The sequence below is a fragment of the Halomicrobium sp. HArcel3 genome, assembly GCF_058933135.1.
Genome location: NZ_JBZYDN010000006.1, coordinates 193,789 through 211,739, shown reverse-complemented (window position 1 = coordinate 211,739; position 17,951 = coordinate 193,789). Strand labels below are relative to the sequence as shown.

Annotated in this window: 15 protein-coding genes and 1 pseudogene; 7 read left to right on the top strand and 9 right to left on the bottom strand. The window is 62.0% G+C overall.

Going from position 1 to position 17,951, the window contains the following annotated elements:
* On the top strand, positions 1-330 hold a 330-nt coding region (locus tag AC5FRV_RS15925; RefSeq protein ID WP_493562072.1), incomplete at its 5' end, for a hypothetical protein.
* A gap of 519 nt (positions 331-849) precedes the next feature.
* Here AC5FRV_RS15925 and AC5FRV_RS15920 read toward each other — a convergent pair.
* From AC5FRV_RS15920 to AC5FRV_RS15890, 7 genes are all read right to left on the bottom strand, one after another.
* Complete coding sequence (locus AC5FRV_RS15920; RefSeq protein ID WP_493562071.1) at positions 850-1,824, bottom strand: single stranded DNA-binding domain-containing protein; 975 nt, start codon at positions 1,822-1,824, stop codon at positions 850-852.
* 1,569 nt (positions 1,825-3,393) lie between these two features.
* Entirely contained in the window at positions 3,394-4,080 is a 687-nt protein-coding gene (locus AC5FRV_RS15915; RefSeq protein WP_493562070.1) for a hypothetical protein, read from the bottom strand.
* Between the two features lie 9 nt (positions 4,081-4,089).
* Entirely contained in the window at positions 4,090-4,776 is a 687-nt protein-coding gene (locus AC5FRV_RS15910) for a helix-turn-helix domain-containing protein (RefSeq protein WP_493562078.1), read from the bottom strand.
* Between the two features lie 309 nt (positions 4,777-5,085).
* The gene (locus AC5FRV_RS15905; protein ID WP_493562069.1) at positions 5,086-6,018 is read right to left on the bottom strand and encodes a transcription initiation factor IIB; all 933 of its coding nucleotides are present in this window, start codon (positions 6,016-6,018) and stop codon (positions 5,086-5,088) included.
* A 69-nt stretch (positions 6,019-6,087) separates the two neighbouring features.
* Complete coding sequence (locus AC5FRV_RS15900; RefSeq protein ID WP_493562068.1) at positions 6,088-7,338, bottom strand: MFS transporter; 1,251 nt, start codon at positions 7,336-7,338, stop codon at positions 6,088-6,090.
* Positions 7,339-7,350: 12 nt separating this feature from the next.
* The gene (arsM, locus tag AC5FRV_RS15895; RefSeq protein WP_493562067.1) at positions 7,351-8,196 is read right to left on the bottom strand and encodes an arsenite methyltransferase; all 846 of its coding nucleotides are present in this window, start codon (positions 8,194-8,196) and stop codon (positions 7,351-7,353) included.
* Positions 8,193-8,567: an ArsR/SmtB family transcription factor gene (locus tag AC5FRV_RS15890; RefSeq protein WP_493562066.1), complete on the bottom strand. Its 375-nt coding sequence runs from the start codon at positions 8,565-8,567 to the stop codon at positions 8,193-8,195. The genes arsM and AC5FRV_RS15890 overlap by 4 nt, the downstream gene beginning before the upstream one ends.
* Positions 8,568-8,875: 308 nt before the next feature.
* On the opposite strand from AC5FRV_RS15890, the gene AC5FRV_RS15885 reads away from it, so the two are divergent.
* Complete coding sequence (locus tag AC5FRV_RS15885; RefSeq protein WP_493562065.1) at positions 8,876-9,562, top strand: metallophosphoesterase family protein; 687 nt, start codon at positions 8,876-8,878, stop codon at positions 9,560-9,562.
* A gap of 28 nt (positions 9,563-9,590) precedes the next feature.
* Here the strand turns inward: AC5FRV_RS15885 and ppk1 are convergent, their stop codons facing one another.
* Entirely contained in the window at positions 9,591-11,993 is a 2,403-nt protein-coding gene (ppk1, locus tag AC5FRV_RS15880) for a polyphosphate kinase 1 (protein ID WP_493562064.1), read from the bottom strand.
* Positions 11,994-12,624: 631 nt separating this feature from the next.
* Here ppk1 and AC5FRV_RS15875 point away from each other — a divergent pair.
* From AC5FRV_RS15875 to AC5FRV_RS15860, 4 genes are all read left to right on the top strand, one after another.
* Positions 12,625-13,542, top strand: coding sequence for a PhoU domain-containing protein (locus tag AC5FRV_RS15875; protein ID WP_493562063.1), 918 nt, complete (start codon positions 12,625-12,627; stop codon positions 13,540-13,542).
* A 70-nt stretch (positions 13,543-13,612) separates the two neighbouring features.
* Positions 13,613-14,020, top strand: a complete 408-nt coding sequence (locus tag AC5FRV_RS15870) for a plastocyanin/azurin family copper-binding protein (protein ID WP_493562062.1) — start codon at positions 13,613-13,615, stop codon at positions 14,018-14,020.
* 253 nt (positions 14,021-14,273) lie between these two features.
* The gene (locus AC5FRV_RS15865) at positions 14,274-14,495 is read left to right on the top strand and encodes a hypothetical protein (RefSeq protein WP_493562061.1); all 222 of its coding nucleotides are present in this window, start codon (positions 14,274-14,276) and stop codon (positions 14,493-14,495) included.
* 145 nt (positions 14,496-14,640) lie between these two features.
* Positions 14,641-14,997: a DUF7344 domain-containing protein gene (locus tag AC5FRV_RS15860; protein ID WP_493562060.1), complete on the top strand. Its 357-nt coding sequence runs from the start codon at positions 14,641-14,643 to the stop codon at positions 14,995-14,997.
* A gap of 110 nt (positions 14,998-15,107) precedes the next feature.
* On the opposite strand, the pseudogene AC5FRV_RS15855 reads toward AC5FRV_RS15860, so the two are convergent.
* Positions 15,108-15,221 (bottom strand): annotated as a pseudogene (locus AC5FRV_RS15855) (DUF1931 domain-containing protein); the annotation flags it as partial.
* A gap of 818 nt (positions 15,222-16,039) precedes the next feature.
* Between AC5FRV_RS15855 and AC5FRV_RS15850 the strand changes: the two are divergent.
* Positions 16,040-17,899: a CehA/McbA family metallohydrolase gene (locus tag AC5FRV_RS15850; protein ID WP_493562059.1), complete on the top strand. Its 1,860-nt coding sequence runs from the start codon at positions 16,040-16,042 to the stop codon at positions 17,897-17,899.
* Positions 17,900-17,951 lie beyond the last annotated feature (52 nt).

Here is a 17,951-nt window from a genome sequence, read left to right as displayed (position 1 = left end):
ACGGAAACCGACACGGAAACGGAAACCGACACATCGGATAAGGACGGAAAGAAGAAGCCAGATATCAAAAAGGACGTTCGATTTGAGGCAGAATGTCGAACAGACAAACGTATCAAACACGTCGTCCACAACGACACGAAACACGATCTGAAGTTCTCCTACAGGCTGAAAGGAACGGGTAAGGGCGGGAAGGTCACGGTCGACAAGCACAAGTGCAAATCCTTCTGGATCGGAAACAAGAGCGACGCCGGCACGGTTATATTCATGTTCGATGGTAGGAAGGTCGCGACGATCGATATCGAGTCGATCCCCGAATGTGGCCGCAACTGAAGGGTGAGTCACTAGCCCACTTCCTTTTTTCAGGTAGCCTGTTGCACGGTTTCGAGATCAGTCCAGATGTCCCACGCAGCGATCACTACTGGGAAAATAGTCACTTTCACTAGATTGGAAGTCGGATCATGACTGTGTCCAACACCCGATCCGACGCTCAGGGCAACTTGCCCCCAACAATATTCGGCCTCCCAGCGAGACTCCAGCAGGGGGAATTCTCAGTCTCGTGAGGATTGTGATCAGTGAATTCCAGATTCGTTGCTACCCCCCGGAGGCCCCAAGAGTTCGAGTCACCAGCCACCCCCTGGCCTATATCAGCCTTTGAACAAGATCGGCGTTCGTTTGGGTGATGACGATGCGCATCGAGATCGCCAGCCGGGGGCGCGAACGAGAAGCAATGGACCTCAGTTACGATGGGTAGAATTCTGCCATTCGAAAATTGGGAGTCAATTGCCGAGGTCCACATCGAGAGTCCACCGTCGACGATCGGTGGGGAACAAAAAGAGAGCTGCCTGTTCGTCACCGGTCGAGCGAGATGATGGCAGTATCGCTCGTGACTGCGATTGTCTTCTGCCCGTTGTATTCACCTGGCTTTCCGAGGGCGATTCGAACACGGTCGCCTTCCGAGAGCGTGCGAACCATGGGACCGTACATGGACCGGCGCCAGACCGTCACCTTGGCTGACGCTCCCTGATCATCTTCGAGGTAGCCGACCTGGTACTGATTCCGGGTCGCGGGCTCGTCGAACAACCACGTGATTTCGCCTTCGACGGTGACCCACCTGTCGTCGGGATCGATCCCAGCCACGTTGATCGGCACAGTGGGGTCGTCCGCCCACTCGTTCAGGACCGTGAACACTGCCTCGGTGAAGGATGTTCCCTGCTTGTCCCACTCCTCGGCCAGCCGCCGTGCAGCGTCGGCACGTGAGAGGGCTTCGAAGCTCGCTGCTATGGAGGTCGCCCGTTCGTTCACCCTGGCCAGTTCTTCCTGACTCAGCGTGGCTCGGGGGTCCACCGTTTGCGTTCGACTGGATTGAGGGATGGTGACGAACTCTCGACCAGCCGCGAGGTGCGCTCGTTCCCAGAAGTCCCTCGCCGTTCGCGCTTGTTCAATCTGGGTTTGCGCTCTACAGGATTTCCCACGTTCGAGGTCAGCCTCCGCAGCCGCCAGTGCGTGCTCGCGATGGCGCTCCATTTCAGCCGCTTCGCCCAGCCGCCGTTCTTGCGACGCGAGAGTTTCACCGTATCGACGATCCGGACCGACGTCCGTCGAGCGCGTCCAGTCGTAATCTTTCTTCCCCTGGATTTCCTGTTCCACAGACGGGCGCAGCTCCTGTTCGTGAGTCGTTTCAGCGACCTCGTTCAGGAGACCGTTCGCGTCGACCTGGGACGCCACTGACGTCTGCAAGGTCTGCTCTTCTGGCGCACGCTGCTCGTCCGCCACTCCGCTGTGCTTTCTGACCGATACTTTCTTGTGCGAACCGTGTGAACTCATAGATGGATAACACTTGTAGGGCGTCTCACGACGTCCTCTGCAACCAACCGTCGAGAACCATCTGTCCTCCGCGCCCTACAGAACGGAGAACAACCACACTGAGCGAGCGATACAACCACTGAACTCACGACCGGGCTGACCACCCCACCCTGCGGCGCGGTGGCTGCCGCCGGGGCGGTCACCCGCTCGACGCGAGTTCACCCCTTTTTAGAACCGTTTATCGGATAGGGTTCTCCGTCGCGGGTACCGCACCGATTACCCCCGATATACCCCGGTATACCCGGTTGCGGGTCCAGTGGCACGGAGTCGAAGACGAAGTGCCACAGCGGCCCGCTCTCGGGTCGTGGGGTCGCGGGGGCGCGGTGGGGTGCCCGCGAGCGGCGTGCTCGCGGTGTGAGCACGCCGAGTCGGCGCAAGTCCCTCCGGACAATCGGTGCGTGAACTCCGCGTGGTCGCCGATGGAAGCTCCCCGGCGGCGGCGGGGAGCAGTCTCGGCAGCGAGCGGAGGAGTGCGAAAGCCGATGAGGAGGAAACGCGCACGACCGGAAACCCATATCCGATAAACGTGTGTAGGCCAGTGAGCCTGGCAAGGCTCTGGGAAGCCGCGCCTGCGGTGGCGCAACAGACGCGTCGCGTCGACGCACTGTCGGCCGAGGGCTGTGGAAGGGACCCGCCGTCGCGCCGTCGACGGCGGGGAGGGTCCGCAGTCCTCGGTCGACCGGGCGAGTAAGCGTGGCGTCTGTGAGCTATCTCCGACGGCGCGGGGCCCCGTCCGTTCGCGGGTCCGGCGAAGCTCGCCCGTCGGGCGAGGAGTCGCCGGTCCGGGCCCGCGAAACGCAACGGAATCCGCCCCTGCGGGGGCGGACGTGGCCGCGCGCCGAGAGAGAAGCCTGGAGGAATCCCCCGGTGGCCCCAAATCCGCGACATGCCCGCGTGTATGCGAGCCCCGCGCTCGGGCAGTGCTGAGAGAGCGCGGAAGCGAGCAGCCCGGACCGTGCCCCGTCCGTCGAGCGGTGCGGAGAGACGCAACGGAAGGCGCGAAATGCCCGGACCGAGGAACGGGGGCGCGGGGGTCGGGTGGGCGGTGGTGTCAGACGGACAACGTCGATGCGCGGGCCCGGAATCGCCAGCGACCGCGGTGTGGCGGTCGATCTCCGTTGCGAACGCAACGACGTCCGTGAGCGAGGGAGATCGCGACCCGCCACAGCGTGGGAAGCAAGACTCCCGACGGGGACATCTGTTCGATGTCCCCAGGCCCGGGTATCGGCGGGAAACGTCGTCCGAGGAACACCGGTGGTCATCGCTGTGTCAGCCAGTGCAACGGACCTGGCCCGGATGCTCCATCGATTACTCCTGAAACGTAGCCGTCTCGATTACAGAAACTCTCGTGGCCCTGAGTGAATCGGCCGATGGGGAGTCAGACGGTAAATGTCGTCGGCTGCCTCTTTTCGAGAGAGGCTAGTATCACCACCTGGCGACTCCATCGCCCCTAACAATTATATCTCGTTTCGTGATTTCGGACACTGTCTGATATTATGCAACGAGGTATGAAGCGGATCTTGGTTCCGGTTACAGGGAATCCGCTTGGTCCGCCAGGAACCGCTGTAGAGTCGCGACGTCTTCTTCTGGTTCCTGTTGCAACTGAAAAACCCCTTTGAGAGAGTCGATGAAACCGTCGCTCCTGATCTTCTCCTTGACGGTCTGTATCTGTTGCTTGAGTGCGTTTGAATCACCACGGTGAAGATGGCGCTCGATACGGTCGAAGTCCGTATGCGAGGTCATCAGAACGAGGTCACGAGCGTCCGTCAATCGTCCGCTATGGAGCTTCAGTGCAAAGAGAAGCGCAGGTTCTGGGATCCGAGCTTCGAGGCCTTCAGCGAGAGACAACGACTCGACGACACTGTACTCGGCAAGATATCGATACGACCATTCGGCATCGGTCTGCCTGCATCGAAGAGCTTCGACGAGAGCGTCGAATTGGACTGTATTCTCGCCGACTGCTTTCTCGTACCGGACAATTCGGCCCTGGTAGACGTTGGAAATGTCGGTATCAAACTCCTTTGTGTACCCTCGATCTGCGAGTAGATTCGTATACTGATCGACGGCTACCTCGGAAATGACCATGTCGACGTCAGTCGTGAAGCGGGACTGGAACGCCGACACTGCCCACCCGCCGACGAGGACGAACGGGAGGTCTTCTCTCTGTACTGCCTGATACGTCTCGATGAGCTCGCGCTGTCGTTCAGTATGACTCATTTCCTGAAGTTAGGTGTTATTCGATTCGAGGGCCTGGTCGTGATGACTCGCGTCGATATCGACGTCGTATTTGTCGGCGATGATCTCGAGGGCAGGTTCGTACGCAGCCCGCGTGTCGAGCATTTTCTCGATCGCGTTCTCTAACTGAATGACGGGGCTGCCATCCACCCAGGCCGGATCGATGTCATCGGTGCTCGGAAAGAGCACGTAGTGCACAGACCCGTCGACGTCGTCAGCGTCTGGCCGTTCGCCGATGGTCGCGTCAACACCATATCTATCGAAGAACTCGACCCATCGTTCGACGTCGTGGTCGTGGACGGTAATGAAGACGGGATAATCATCGTGACTTCGTGCGACCTGGTACCCGCCCTCGGTCCAGACGAACGCGGCGTCGATCTCGGTGAAGGCGAACTCCATGCCAGCGAAGTGTGGAATGATGTAGGCGTCGTCCTGGGTAATCTCGTCCCGCTGATACAGCGCGCCGAGCATGGTGTCGAAGTCACGTCGGAGTCCCTGGTCGACGACTCGAACCCCAGTATCGGTATTTGCGATTATCGATGCCGTTTCGAGCCGGTCGATCCAGTTGTACACCCACGAGTACGAGATGCCGATTTTCTCCGCGATTCGGCTTATAGAATCCCCATATTCCGCTGCTAAGACGATCTTCGCAGCAGTGGGATCCATGAATTCGGTCATCTCCATCGGTGACTCTTAGTATCTTATTCGAGATATCTCTGTATAAGGTTTCTGCTAGAGAGCACACCGAAGAAGGGGGCAATTCGTCGTGCTAAGGTGCCCATCTGACTGTACACACCTTCTCTCCCGCGTCGAACAGAACTCCCTACCAGATCAGGTGAAGTAACCGAACTGGTCCGCTGTTCATGACCAGGTAACCTGTTCAATACGTGCTAAACATTGTGCTCACAGTACCTCAGCACATTCGGAGAGCGGATATTCTGCCTCCGCAATGAATCAATGTTGCCAGCGAGGGCCGTCTTCTATGGTTCACTCAGGATTCTGGATAGTCTGCCAGTGCTTGCGAACTGAGACGGCTGAGACGTTTGCTGCGTCGGCGATGGCGCGTTGAGTCAGCTGGGGATGGTCGTCGCGTCGGCCGACTGTGTAGAGACACCCAGCAGCGATCGCTGAGGGCTTGCCCTGGAGGGTACCTGACTCGTGAACCTCGGTGGCCAACTGTTCGGCTTCGAGGCGCATGCTGGCAGGGATTTGCTCCTCAAGAGCAGCCGTGATCTCGGGAACGAAGTCTGCTGGCTCCTGTATCGGAACTGGCAACGAGAGTTCTCGCTTGAGGACGCCGGACATGTTCCACAGATCCTCGACTGAACAGCGGGCCGGCTCCACGATAGTTTCTGCCTGACGCGGACAGTCGTTCAACCGGCAGGTAATGAAGATGGCTGCCGCTACGCCGGCTTCGATAGAACGACCGACCAGGAGGTCGTCGGATTGGGCAGTTTCGAAGAGGGAACACGCCTGCTCGACGAGGCCGTCGCCGAGTTCGAGATGGCCAGCGATACGTTTGATCTCGCTGTTCCCTGTAATCTGATTCCGCTCGCGTTTCGAGCGCGTCTGGGATTGGGAGTGGAGCTGCCGCTGGCGTGCGAGTCGTCGCTGTTTATTCCCGGAGAGCGAGTTCCCTCGTGCGTCGACGCCCCGACCGATCTTCGTCGAGAGCCCGCGGTCGTGGCGGGCCTGTGTCCGGGGAGCGCCGACGCGTTCTCTGGTATCTGCATCGAACGACCGCCACTCGGGCCCGTGGTCGACGCGGTAGATGTCGACGATGAGACCACAGGCCTTGCAATAGCGTTCGCGACCGAACTGGGTGACGTCGCCCTTGCAGTCGGGACAGGTAGTTGACGAGTGCTGCTGCTCTGTGGTTCGGGATGCAACCTGGGGCATAAGTGAGGAATCCTCCTTCACCCGGTGAGGAGAGATAAAAGCCGGACGAGAGCGGTATACTCCCAATTTATCGTTTTGCCAGTCAGGCGGTTAGTCTGCGGGATCGACGTTGGTCTCGGCCCATGTCCGGGTCTCGGTAGCAGCCCAGAAGAGGTAGACGCCGCCGACACCGAGCAGTGCGCCGACACCAAGGGTCGGCAATGCGAGCGTGTAGCCGCTAGCGTCGAGCGCCGCACCGAACAGGACTGGCGAGACGATACCCGGAAGCGTCCCGAGGAAGGCCTGTAGCGACAGCGCGGTTCCGATCTGATCGTCGTCGACGACCAGCGTGATCGTCGTCGAGGTCGGCGCGCTGTCCATCGTCAGCACGAACCCGTACCCAAAAACGACCGCAGCGAGAACCGCCAGCGACTCCCACGCGAGCCCACCGAGCACGATCGTTCCCGCACCGCTACACGCGAGCGCGACCGCTATCACTCGAAAGCGGCCGAGACGGTCGCTCAGCCAGCCGCCGGCGAGGTTTCCTGCGCCGCCGACGGCCGTGACGACGCCGGCCAGGAGGCCCGCAGTGGCGACCGGCGCGTCGGTCGCCCCGACGGCCGCCGTCGTGACGAGAAAGGCCGGCAGCCAGTTACGAATCCCGTAGAGCTCCCAGTTGTGCGCGGCGTAGACAGCGACGCCGGCGAGAAATGCCCGGTCTGTCAGCAGCGAGCGGTCGAACCCGCCACCGTTCGACGCCCGGTCGGGATTGTCTCGCCCCAGCAGATACACGAGTGGGCCGGCACCGAGCGCGAGGAGGCTCGTCGCCACGATACCGGTCCGCCAGCCGGCGCTCCCAGCTATCGACGAGGTCAGCACGAACGATAGCCCGCTACTGAGCGAAAAGGTGCCGACGTAGACGCCCATCGCGGTCCCGCGATCGCTGGGATCGAACCACTCGCTGACGAATCGCATCCCCGGGACGTAGACGGCTGCCATCCCGACACCGCTGAGAAAGCGGAGCGCCGTTCCCGCGAGGAGTCCGTCTGCCACCGCCCCGAACGCGAGGCTACCGATCGCCGCGACCGTCGCGCCCACTGCGATGACCGGCCGCGGAGCGTACCGGTCGGCGAGGGCCCCGAACGGGATCACGCCCAGGAGGTAGCCGGCCTGGAATGCCCCGTAGACGACGCCAGCCTGGAGGCCACTGAGACCCCAGTGATCGACGACGGTCGGTAGTACCGCCGAGTAGTTGAACCAGAGTAACGTCGACAGCAACAGCGTTGCGCTGACGACCGCCAGCATCCGGACGTTCGGTCGGTCGATCCACCCGTCGCTCGACTGGTCCGCGTGCGCCGACATCGGTCCCGAGGGTCAGTTCCGCGCCGCCGTCGGTTTCCGCGCCTCGATAGTCGCCGCGACGACGTACTCGCTCGGGTCGAGCCGGTCGTCCCACTCGCTGATGAACTCGGCGCTGTCGTCTTTCGGTTCGATCCGGACATCGACGAACCCGGCGTCGGCGAGCAGCCGTTCTATCTCCGAGACGGGCGACGCGCCAGCGACGCAGGCCGCCACCGAGTCCGGGTCGGTTTCGAGGGACTCGGGCAGCTCCGCGGTCAACACGACGTCCGAGACGGCGAGGCGACCGCCCGGAACGAGGACGCGGAACGCCTCCGCGAACACCTGGCCTTTCGCCGGCGAGAGGTTGATGACGCAGTTCGAGATGACGACGTCGACCCGGGCGTCGGCCACGGGCAGGTGTTCGATCTCGCCGAGGCGGAACTCGACGCTGGTCGCGTCATTCTGTTCGACGTTGTCTCGAGCTTTCTCGACCATCTCGGGGGTCATGTCGACGCCGATTACCTGCCCCTCCTCCCCGACCTCGTTCGCGGCGAGGAAACAGTCGAACCCGGCGCCGGAGCCCAGATCGAGGACCGTCTCGCCCGGTTCGAGGTCGGCCATGGCTTTCGGGTTCCCGCATCCGAGGCCCAGATCTGCACCGTTGGCGACCGCCTCGATGTCCTCGCTGGAATACCCGAGTCGCTCGCTGTCCGTCCCAGTCGACCCGTCACAACAGCCGTCTCCGTCGGCTGTCGCGTCCTCACAGCAGGAATCCGCGTCGTCGCCGGTGGCGATGTCGGCGTAGCGTTCTCTGACGAGACGACGCTGCGCAGTAGCGTCGCGGTCGAGCGACGACTGCTCTGACGGTGTGTCACTCATGGTCGCCCCCCCAGAGCGTCGAGCGTGTCCAGGATCTGTTCGGCGTCGTCGGTCAATCCGTAGTACCGCCAGGATCCCTCTTTCCGTCGCGTGACCAGCCCCGCCGAGTAGAGCCGCGACAGGGCCTGACTGACGCCACTCTGGCTGATTCCGACTGCGGCTTCGAGGTCACAGACACAGACGCTGTCCTCCGCAGCGCCGATGCGGCGAACCAGTTCGTAGCGGGTGTCGTTGCCAAGCGCCGAGAGCAACTGGACGTCGCCGACCAGCGCGTCCTCGTCGATATCGGGAATCGGCGTACAACACGCGCTCTCGGCCGAGTCATCGGGTCGGCCGGACTGGGAAGCCGTGTCAGTAGCGTTCTGGTCCATTTTAGTGATTAGTAATATGAGCAGGTTCTAATATAGTTGTTTCGACCAGCGGGAGACGAAATACCGCTCTCAGGCCCCCCGGAGCAGTCACGCCACATCCAGCCGGAGATCGTCATCACCTGCGAGACGCTGTCTCTCCGGTATCGGGACGCGGCTAGGCGACAGCTGACCAACGTGATCCGCAGAGAACGGCGTCGTCGAGGAGATACATAGTCGTACGGACCACTATTAGCAAGCCTCATAGTCCGATCGCGGGGTATCAGTTCCTACCGCGACGAGGCATTCCACCGCAATCCCGCGCTCCACAAATGAATCCGAGACCAAAGTTCAGTGATACCGTGGAATCAGCCCACGAACGACTCGCCGTCGACGACTGCGGGGAGCTGTACATCGTCGGAGACGTCCACGGGAGTCGGGCCGCCCTGGAGAAACTCCTGTCCGAACTCGACCCGGCTGACGACGACCGCCTCGTCTTCGTAGGCGACCTGGTGCGAAAGGGGCCGGACAGCCCCGGGGTCGTCGACCTCGTCCGCGACGACGACCGGCTCGTCAGCGTCCGCGGGAACAACGAGCAGAAGATCGTCCGTGGCGACAAGGACCCGGACTGGCTCAGAGACGGCGATCGGGCCTACTTCGAGTCGCTTCCCGCCGCGATTTCCTTCGACGACGCGATCGTCGTCCACGGCGGCGTTGACCCCGACCGACCGCTGGACGATCACACCGTCGAGGAGCTACTGACCATGCGTGCGCCCAGCGGTGACGGGTACGACGGGCCGTTCTGGTACGACGACTACGACGGGCCCTACCGCGTCTTCTTCGGCCACACCGTCCACGACAGTCCCATGGAACGAGAGTACGCCGTCGGGCTGGACACCGGGTGCGTCTACGGCGGGACGCTCACCGCCTACGACTACCGGAACGACGACTACGTCACGATAGACCAGCCGACGACCCACGAGCAGCGGGACGACTCGAAGTTCGTCTCCGTGGTCTGAACGGGTCTCGTCCTTGACGTCGCGTCGACTACTCGTATTCGCCCCGGAGGCGTTCCCGTGCTCCCTCGCGCGTCTTGAAGTACCGGCGGTCTCCGTCGGCAGTACGCACAGCCCAGTCGTACGTCTCGCTATCGGGATGGTACCAGTGCTCGGCGTGGATGTCGAACAGGGACGTGCTGCCGCCGTCCGACTGGGCCCTGTTCGCCCCGTCGGTCATCGCGACGTTGTCCACGTCCTTCGGCGCAGCCTCAGGCTCCTCGGGTTCCTCGTCCACCGCCGGCTCCGGCACGTCGTCGATCAGGAGGTCGCCATCTACGAGGTCCGTATCGACTGCCAGTCCGGGTCCGTGGCCGCGGGCGACGGCAGCTTCCGTCGCCGCCATCAGAATTTCCTGGATGTCCCGCACCGGTTCGTCACCCGGGGTGACCTGCTCGTACTGGCCGTCGCTTTGCATCACCCACCGGCGGCGGTTGTCCACCAGTGACGCCTCCAGGATGAACCGGAGCTGTTCACGCAGTTGTCGGTTCTCCACGGGCGTGACGGCCTCGACCCGGTAGTCGAGGTTTCGAGTCATCCAGTCGGCCGACCCGATGTACCACTCGGGGTCGCCCGCGTTCTCGAAGTAGAAGATCCGCGCGTGTTCGAGGAACCGGCCGACGATCGAATGCACGGTGACGTTCTCGCTCAGCCCCTCGATTCCCGGGCGGAGCCGACAGATGTCCCGGACGATCAGGTCGATGTCGACGCCGGCCATCGAGGCGCGATACAGCGCCGCGACCATCGCCGGGTCTTCGAGGCCGTTCACCTTGACGACGATCCGCGCCCGTCGACCTGCCTCGGCGTGCTCGATCTCGCGCTCGATCATGTCCGTAAATCGCTCGCGCATGGTCACGGGGGCGATCAGGAGCTTCCGAAAGCTATCGTCGAGCGTCGGCCCCGTGAAGAAGTTGAACACCTTCGTGAGGTCGTGCCCGACGTCGCGGTCGGCCGTCAGCAATCCGAGGTCGGAGTATCCCTTCGCCGTCTCGGAGTGGTAGTTCCCGGTGCCGACGTGGGAGTACAGTTTGACGCCGTCGTCCTCCTGTCGAACGACGAGGGCGGTCTTCGTGTGCGTCTTCAGTCCGACGGTGCCGTAGGCGACGTGAATGCCCTCCTCCTCGAGTTGTCGGACCCACTCGAGGTTGTTCTGCTCGTCGAACCGGGCCTTGAGCTCGACCATCACCGCCACCTGCTTCCCGTTGTCGGCGGCGTCGATGAGGCTCTGGATTACCTTCGAGTCGCTCGCAGTGCGGTAGATGGCTGCCTTCACGGCGAGAACGTCGGGGTCGTTCGCCGCTGCGTCCAGGAACCGCTGTATCGTGCCCTCGAAGGAGTGATACGGATGGTGGGCGAGGATGTCTCCCTCCCGAATCTCCTCGAAGATGTGCGTCGCCTCGTCGCTGGCCTCACCCGCAGCCTGTTCCAGTCGGGGATGTGCTTTCGGCGTCCAGCCCGGTAGTTTGAGGGACGGATAGTCCAGGTCGACGAGTTCGAAGAAGTCCTCGAAGTCGATCGGCCCGTCGCAATAGAACACCTCCCGTTCCTGGACGTCGAGTTGCTCCGTGAGGATGGACACCGACTCGTCGGGCATGTCGGCGTCGACCTCTAGCCTGACGACCGTGGCGAACCGACGTTCCTCCAGGACTTCTTCGACCATGTCGATGAGGTCTTCGGCGACTTCCTCGTTGCGCCGGACCTCTGCGTTCCGGGTCACTTTGAACTTCGAGACGTCCCAGATGTCGAGGTCGGGCAACAGGAGGTCGAGGTTGGCCTCGATCAGGTCCTCGATGAGCACATACTGGTCCGAACTCCCGGGGACCTCGATGAGTCGAGGCTGGTTCGACGGGATCTTGACGCGAGTGAACTGCGTCTCCCCGTTTTCCCGGGTGGAAAGCACCGCCAGGGAGAGTGAGAGGTTCGAGATGAACGGGAACGGGTGGGCCGGGTCGAAGGCGAGCGGCGTCAGTGTCGGGAGGATCGATTCCTCGTAGTAGACCTGCAACTGCTCGCGTTCGTCGGCGGGCAGTTCGCCCGGTTCGCTGATCTCGATCCCTTCCTCGGCCAGCGTTGGCTTCAGGGTTCGTTCCCAGTACTCTGATTGTTTTCGAAAGAGGGGGCGGGCGGCGTCGAGTATCTCGCGCCACTGCTGTTTGGGTGTCCGGCCGTCCGGCGTCGTCCTGGTCACGCCGGCCTCGATCTGCTGTTTGAGTCCCCCGACGCGCTTCATGAAGAACTCGTCCGTGTTCTTGGTGAAGAAGGCGAGAAACCGCAACCGTTCGAGAGGTGGATTGCGCTCGTCGGTCCCTTCGCCAAGGACGCGCTCCTGAAAGGCGAGTTCCGAGAGCTCCCGGTTGAGATAGTACTCGGGATCGGTCAGGTTCCGCTCGGTCATCGGCCCACGCTGTCTCGGCGAGCGATCAGTGGCCATTGCGGAACTGGCAAGCGCTGACCGACGGTTGTCCCTGCCCACAGTCTCTCGGTCGAAGCGTAGTCCGTCGTTCCCCCACACGCGTAGACGGCGTCGCGGACTGGGACTACGCACCGTCGCAACACGGCCCGTGGCATGGTACGGAAAGGCCGAGTATCATACAAGGAACCTTCTAGTAGTTCTATTGCGACGTACGTACCACTTTCAGGGAGCGAAGGTGGTCCCGCGGCAATGCCGGCAACGGCGCGGCGTGACGTTGTACGAGTGGCCACACTGGCGACAGGTCCAACAGGGGAGGTTCGACCGGGCGTTTCGATCCTGGGTGGGTTCGTCTGTTGATGACATGGTGGGTGGCTGGACCGGCTGGCAGGTTGTCTGCCGTCAGGCATACAGATGTCAGACAAGATATAAAGATTTTATATGACTTCTATATATTAATGGGGTGTACGTCGGGTATGACGACGGCCGCTGTTGACGGGCAAAACCAGGCGCTCTGCCGTGGAGTCGCGACCGGCTACGTACTGCTCTGATCCGGACAGACCGCTCGGTAGAAGTATTATAACGCCTTATGCGTGAATTCGACGAGTTTCGTCTGATGACAGCCGACCCGGCACACGTGGACCGAGCGCCGGATGACCCCCTTGCGGCCGCACGGCGCGCCCTGGCCGTCGAACGACAGCGAACAACTGACGAGCGCGACGCCCTCTCGACCTTCCTCGACCGGGTCCGGGACGTGGACGTCGTCGAGCCGACGCCCATGCAGGGCCCAAAACGACAGATCCAGACACCCCAGACGACGGGTCTGGCCACCGTCCGCGACGCGTACGTGGGGACGGTGATGAGCGTCCCCCACTACGACGAGGAGTACGGCGACAGTTACGGAGAGAGCCTCGAGGCCGAGTTCGGTGCGGACGTCGCAGCGGCGCTCCTCCAGGGGCACTTCGGCGAGTACTGCAAGCAGTCGGTGCTCGCGAAGACAGAACAGGCGCTGGCCGAGCGCGTCGTCGACAGGGACGCCGAGGCGGACAAACTGTTCGCCATGGTGACCAGGCACTTCCGCCGGGCGCTCACCGACCTCCACGAGGTGGAGAAACTCGACCAGGGGCGCGACGACCTCTTCGAGTACTACTACGCGTGCCGGCAGTTCGAGCGCATCGCCGACCACGCGGAGAAGATAGCCCGCTTCGCTCTCGATCCCGACGCGGGCCTGCCGGCCGACTTCAGCGATCGGGTCGTCTCGCTGGGCAACGACGCGCGCCAGATCGTCGACCAGGCGGCGGACGTCATCCTTGCGGACGCCGGTATCGAGGCCGCTCACCTTGCCCTGGAGCACCGTGACGAACTCGTCACGGAGATCGAGACGCTCGACCGCAACCTCTACGACCACGACGTCCCCAGCGAGGCCCATACCGCCGGTCTCCTCCTCGACAGTCTTCGCCGAACCGCCGAGTACGGGGCGAACGTGGCGAACATCAGTATTCAGCAGGTCTCCCGGACCGAGACAGACGAGTGACGGCGTACCACCCGGGCTCGGCCGGCAACGTCGCGTGCCGGAGGGCGTCCCGCCGTTTTCCTCACCAGTCATGGCGGGTGAGACGTTCTGGCTGTACCGGTTCGACGAGACCGGCGTCTACGATATGCTCTGTGCGCCCCACGAGATCTTCGGCATGGTCGGACGGGTCGTGGTCGGGGAAGCATCGGCTGGCTGGATGGACGACGATGAGGGCGGTGATGACGATGCTGGCGACGATACTGAAGAGACCAACGGCGACGACGACGGAGACGATTCTAGTGACGATGGTAATGGAGACGACGACGATGCCGATGAGTCGGGGATGACCGAAACTGGGACCAGTACCGAAGTCTCGACGCCGGGAGAGGGTGGTGGGACCGGCCCCGAACTGCGACCGCCCGAACTGACGGCGGCGCTCGTGTTTGCCGATCCCGCTCTGGACGTCGACAATATCCAGGAACAGGGGCAGGTGAGCTAGGACGCCCTCGCCGACGAGAGCAAGGAGATACTCGTCGAGCTGCCAGAATCGGGTGGGGAATAGCGACGCTTCGAAGATAGCGTTCGCGGTCGAAAGCCGTCTTTCTTCATTGAACTCCGGATATCTATTCTACCGAGTTCCCGGGAAACCGACCGTATTCCCGCCGAAGACTGTATATTGAGGTATCGCCTCACTCAGTGGCAGAGGGAGCGTGAGCAATGATGTGATTCCCGTTCACAGCCCTCCTCAGCCCATGCAATCTGACCACGAAAACCAAGCAATCGGTGCGGCCATCGTCGACTTCGAGCAATCGCTCGCCCAGCTCATTTTGGAATCGTTTGCAGAGGGGGTTCCAGTCGAAGACTCCTGGGACATCACTGTCCCCGTTGGCGACGCTCCGGACTGGACCGTCACTATCGAGAAGACGTATCCAGCAGAAGAATCGTCATACCAGCCCGAGTTCCTCAAAGAGTGAGAATTGGCTCGTAGAGGTGATCTGATACGCATCTGGTGCAATCGCTTAATGGGATCGCTTCCCACTCGGTAGATGTACTCTGCCGAAGTCGCACGTGACGCAAGGAATGGTGGGTGATTGTCGGTTGAGTATAGGTACTAGCAGTATGACGACCAAAACCCCAGCTGAATCGCAGCACAATCGGCAGACCGACGACCTTGCAGCTTCCGAGATCTTCCCCTTGCTCGCAAGCGATCGACGTCGCGACGTTCTGCATTATCTCACTCGACAGGTCGGTTCCATCTCTCTCGGGGAACTGGCCGAACAGATCGCTATCTGGGAGGACGACCCCACGTTTGACCAGTACGAACGAATCCTCACGAGTCTCCATCACACCCATCTTCCGTACCTGGTGGAAGGTGGACTCGTCCAGTACGACAGCGACCAAGAGACGGTGGATGGACTCGACGCCATCGAGTCTGTGCGACCATACCTGGACCTGGCGCTTCGCGACGACCACTGACGACAATCAGCTATCTGGTCTCGTGGGAAGGGCCAGATAGCCACGTCCCGCTGTCGACGTTGTCACGATCGAAGAGGAATCTATACGCCAGAAGGAACAACAGGTCGAGCCTACAGGTCGCGGGGCTGGACCGTCCGACGGTCGTTTGTCTCGGCGCGTCGGACCGCGTCATCACGCAGGGCAGCGACCTCGCTATTGAGGACGCCGTAGAGATCGGTCGCGACGGGTCTTCTGGGACGAAGCGTTCAAACTGGTCGGCAACAGCGACAGGTATCAACGAGCTGCACTACTGGCCACCGAATTGAATCAGTCCAGAGATAGTTCACAGTGTGGACAGATTCGTGACCGCATCGGGATATCTCGCTCACATCCGGGACTCTCTATCTCCTTTCTGGCCCCGAATGCCGGCGTCTGCGTGGAGTAATCTCCCATATGTCATCTTCTTCCCGGATTGATATAAAACAACCGGATCTCTGACAATTACTGATTCGACTGTAGTGATATTGAGCCACAGTGACCGCTCGATACCGGGCCGGAAGGTATCGAGTCCGGAAAGCAAGTCACTGCACATGTCCCTGGTTCGGTACCGCCTGACTGTCCCCTGACGGTATACGTGACGTTCCGACGGCTCCAGCGGTGAGGGCGGGTTTCGTGGCGAGAGCACCGCCTCGATCCGCTGACTCACCCCTCTGTCTGGCAACTGGATCACAGAGCTTCGATCATTGTGTTGTCAGGTATTGATCTATAGCTGACTACAATCAGTACGTGAATTTTGAGGGCCGTAAACACGTACAATTAGACAGAAATATCAATATTATAAACGGTCATTGAACCGACTTTCGTACGGTCCCGTGCGGCAATGAGGCACCAACAGATTACAGCGCTGACTGGGGTACTGATTCTCGTACTGGGGGCAGTCACAGCTGTCCCGGCGGCTGGACACGCAGGTGGACACGCGGCGAACGAAACGAACGCATCGCAGCACGAAGCCAACACGACAGTCGACACCGGCGGCAATGGCACTGTCGTCGTCGACGTGACGATGGACGGGGAGCCGACGGACGCACAGATCATCGTGCGCCCGCAGTCTGCTCCCGACGAGATCGAGGCGGTCAGATACACCGCGCTCGACGAGGTGGGGACGGCGACGTTCGAGCTCCCTGCTGGAGCGTATCAGCTCGAAATCGACGCTGGTGGCGGGCACCTCGCCGAGCGTGAGTACGTCAACGTCACCGTTCCGGCTGGTGGCGAGGCGAACACCAGCGTCGACGTCACGCAACTCTACGAGCCCAACGACCGGGGCTGGTACGGCGTCGACCCGCACGCACACAGTCCCTGGGCGAACTCGACGAACGCTCACGACAGCACGGATCCGAACGAGACCATCGCCGGCAGTCCGAACACACGCGGTGACGCGTGGGTCGTCGCTCACCTTGCTGCACAGACCGACGCCGTCGCTATTAGCGACCACAACATGGTCGACGGACACGCGCCGATCAAGGAGCGTGCCACGGATCGCGGCGTCCCCTATCTCCTGAGTGAGGAGATCTCGACGTCGGAGTGGGGCCACCACAACGCCTACGCCCTGGAGGAGGGCAATTACGTCGACCCGACGGGGAACATGTCCGAAGTCTACGGGGATGCTCGCGAGTCCGGCGCCGAAGCCATCCAGGTTAACCACCCCTACTACAACGGCGATGATCCGGACGGCATCGGTTACTTCGCTGACCGCAACCGGTCCGGATTCAACTACTCCTTCGACGGCGCGGAGGTGTACAACGGGCTCGACGAGGAGGACGACGAGAACATGACGATCCGGCAGATGTACGCGTTCTGGAACGACGGCCGACAGTACGCCGTCACCAGCGTGAGTGACAATCACGACGCGCTCACCCACGGCCCCGATACTGGGACCCCGCGGACGTACGCGTACGGTGACCCGGGTGCCGGTCCCGCCCCCAACGGCACGGAGTGGGCAGAGGCCGTCAAGAACCAGCACACCTTCGCCACGTACGGGCCGCTGGTCTACTTCGAGGCCGGTGATGGCGCGATTCCCGGTGACCGGGTCGCTGCCGAGGACGGGACCATCACCCTCAGCGCCGACCTGCAGAATGCCGAGGGCGACCTGACGCACGCGCGACTCGTCAGGAACGGAACGGTCGTGGAGACCTTCGACCTCGACTCGCAGGAAGAGAGTATCACCTACGACGCCCAGGTGAACGGCACGAAGTGGTTCGTGCTCCACGTCGAGGACGAGAACGGTGACCGGGCGATGACCAGCCCGATCTGGGTGACGGAGGATGGGGAGACGACGCCCGAACCCTCGCCGAACGAGAACGAGTTCGACGTCACCCTCTCCGAAGCTCCGGACGGGCTCCAGTCGTTCAACGTCACTGTCCACGCCGACAACAGCACGATCACGGACGTCGAATCCGACCTGCTTCCCTCGCGATTCCTGCAGGTCTCCGAGACGGGGCAGGACTCGGTGACGATCCGCGGTGCGGACATCGGCAAGGACGTCGATGAGACCGACGACGCGCTCACTCTCGCGACGGTCACGCTCGCCGAGGACGTCAGCGCGGAGAACGTCACGGTCACGGTCGATTCGGTGACCGACGACGACGGGCAACCGATCGATGCCGACGCAGTCACGGTCGAGAGCGCGAGTCGGTTCTCCGAACCACTGCCGGGGAGCGGATCCGATGCCGCGCCGACCGATCGCGACGATGACGGACTCTACGAGGACGTCGACGGCGACGGTGATGTGGACTTCGACGACGCGGTGGCGCTCACCTTCGTCGACACCGAGTCGCTCTCGGACGAGCAGCGGGCCGCCTTCGACTTCGACGAGGACGGTGACGTGGACTTCGACGACGCCATCGAACTCGCCTTCCAGGCCTGATGGTCACGTCGCACGGACGTAGCGCCCGTCAACCACCTGCGACCGAATTTTT

Bases quoted from the DNA above. Each gene is read 5' to 3' on its own strand.
- AC5FRV_RS15920 (WP_493562071.1), bottom strand. From the start codon at position 1,824: ATGAGTTCACACGGTTCGCACAAGAAAGTATCGGTCAGAAAGCACAGC.
- AC5FRV_RS15915 (WP_493562070.1), bottom strand. From the start codon at position 4,080: ATGAGTCATACTGAACGACAGCGCGAGCTCATCGAGACGTATCAGGCA.
- AC5FRV_RS15910 (WP_493562078.1), bottom strand. From the start codon at position 4,776: ATGACCGAATTCATGGATCCCACTGCTGCGAAGATCGTCTTAGCAGCG.
- AC5FRV_RS15900 (WP_493562068.1), bottom strand. From the start codon at position 7,338: ATGTCGGCGCACGCGGACCAGTCGAGCGACGGGTGGATCGACCGACCG.
- arsM (WP_493562067.1), bottom strand. From the start codon at position 8,196: ATGAGTGACACACCGTCAGAGCAGTCGTCGCTCGACCGCGACGCTACT.
- AC5FRV_RS15890 (WP_493562066.1), bottom strand. From the start codon at position 8,567: ATGGACCAGAACGCTACTGACACGGCTTCCCAGTCCGGCCGACCCGAT.
- AC5FRV_RS15885 (WP_493562065.1), top strand. From the start codon at position 8,876: ATGAATCCGAGACCAAAGTTCAGTGATACCGTGGAATCAGCCCACGAA.
- ppk1 (WP_493562064.1), bottom strand. From the start codon at position 11,993: ATGACCGAGCGGAACCTGACCGATCCCGAGTACTATCTCAACCGGGAG.
- AC5FRV_RS15875 (WP_493562063.1), top strand. From the start codon at position 12,625: ATGACAGCCGACCCGGCACACGTGGACCGAGCGCCGGATGACCCCCTT.
- AC5FRV_RS15870 (WP_493562062.1), top strand. From the start codon at position 13,613: ATGGCGGGTGAGACGTTCTGGCTGTACCGGTTCGACGAGACCGGCGTC.
- AC5FRV_RS15865 (WP_493562061.1), top strand. From the start codon at position 14,274: ATGCAATCTGACCACGAAAACCAAGCAATCGGTGCGGCCATCGTCGAC.
- AC5FRV_RS15860 (WP_493562060.1), top strand. From the start codon at position 14,641: ATGACGACCAAAACCCCAGCTGAATCGCAGCACAATCGGCAGACCGAC.
- AC5FRV_RS15850 (WP_493562059.1), top strand. From the start codon at position 16,040: ATGGACGGGGAGCCGACGGACGCACAGATCATCGTGCGCCCGCAGTCT.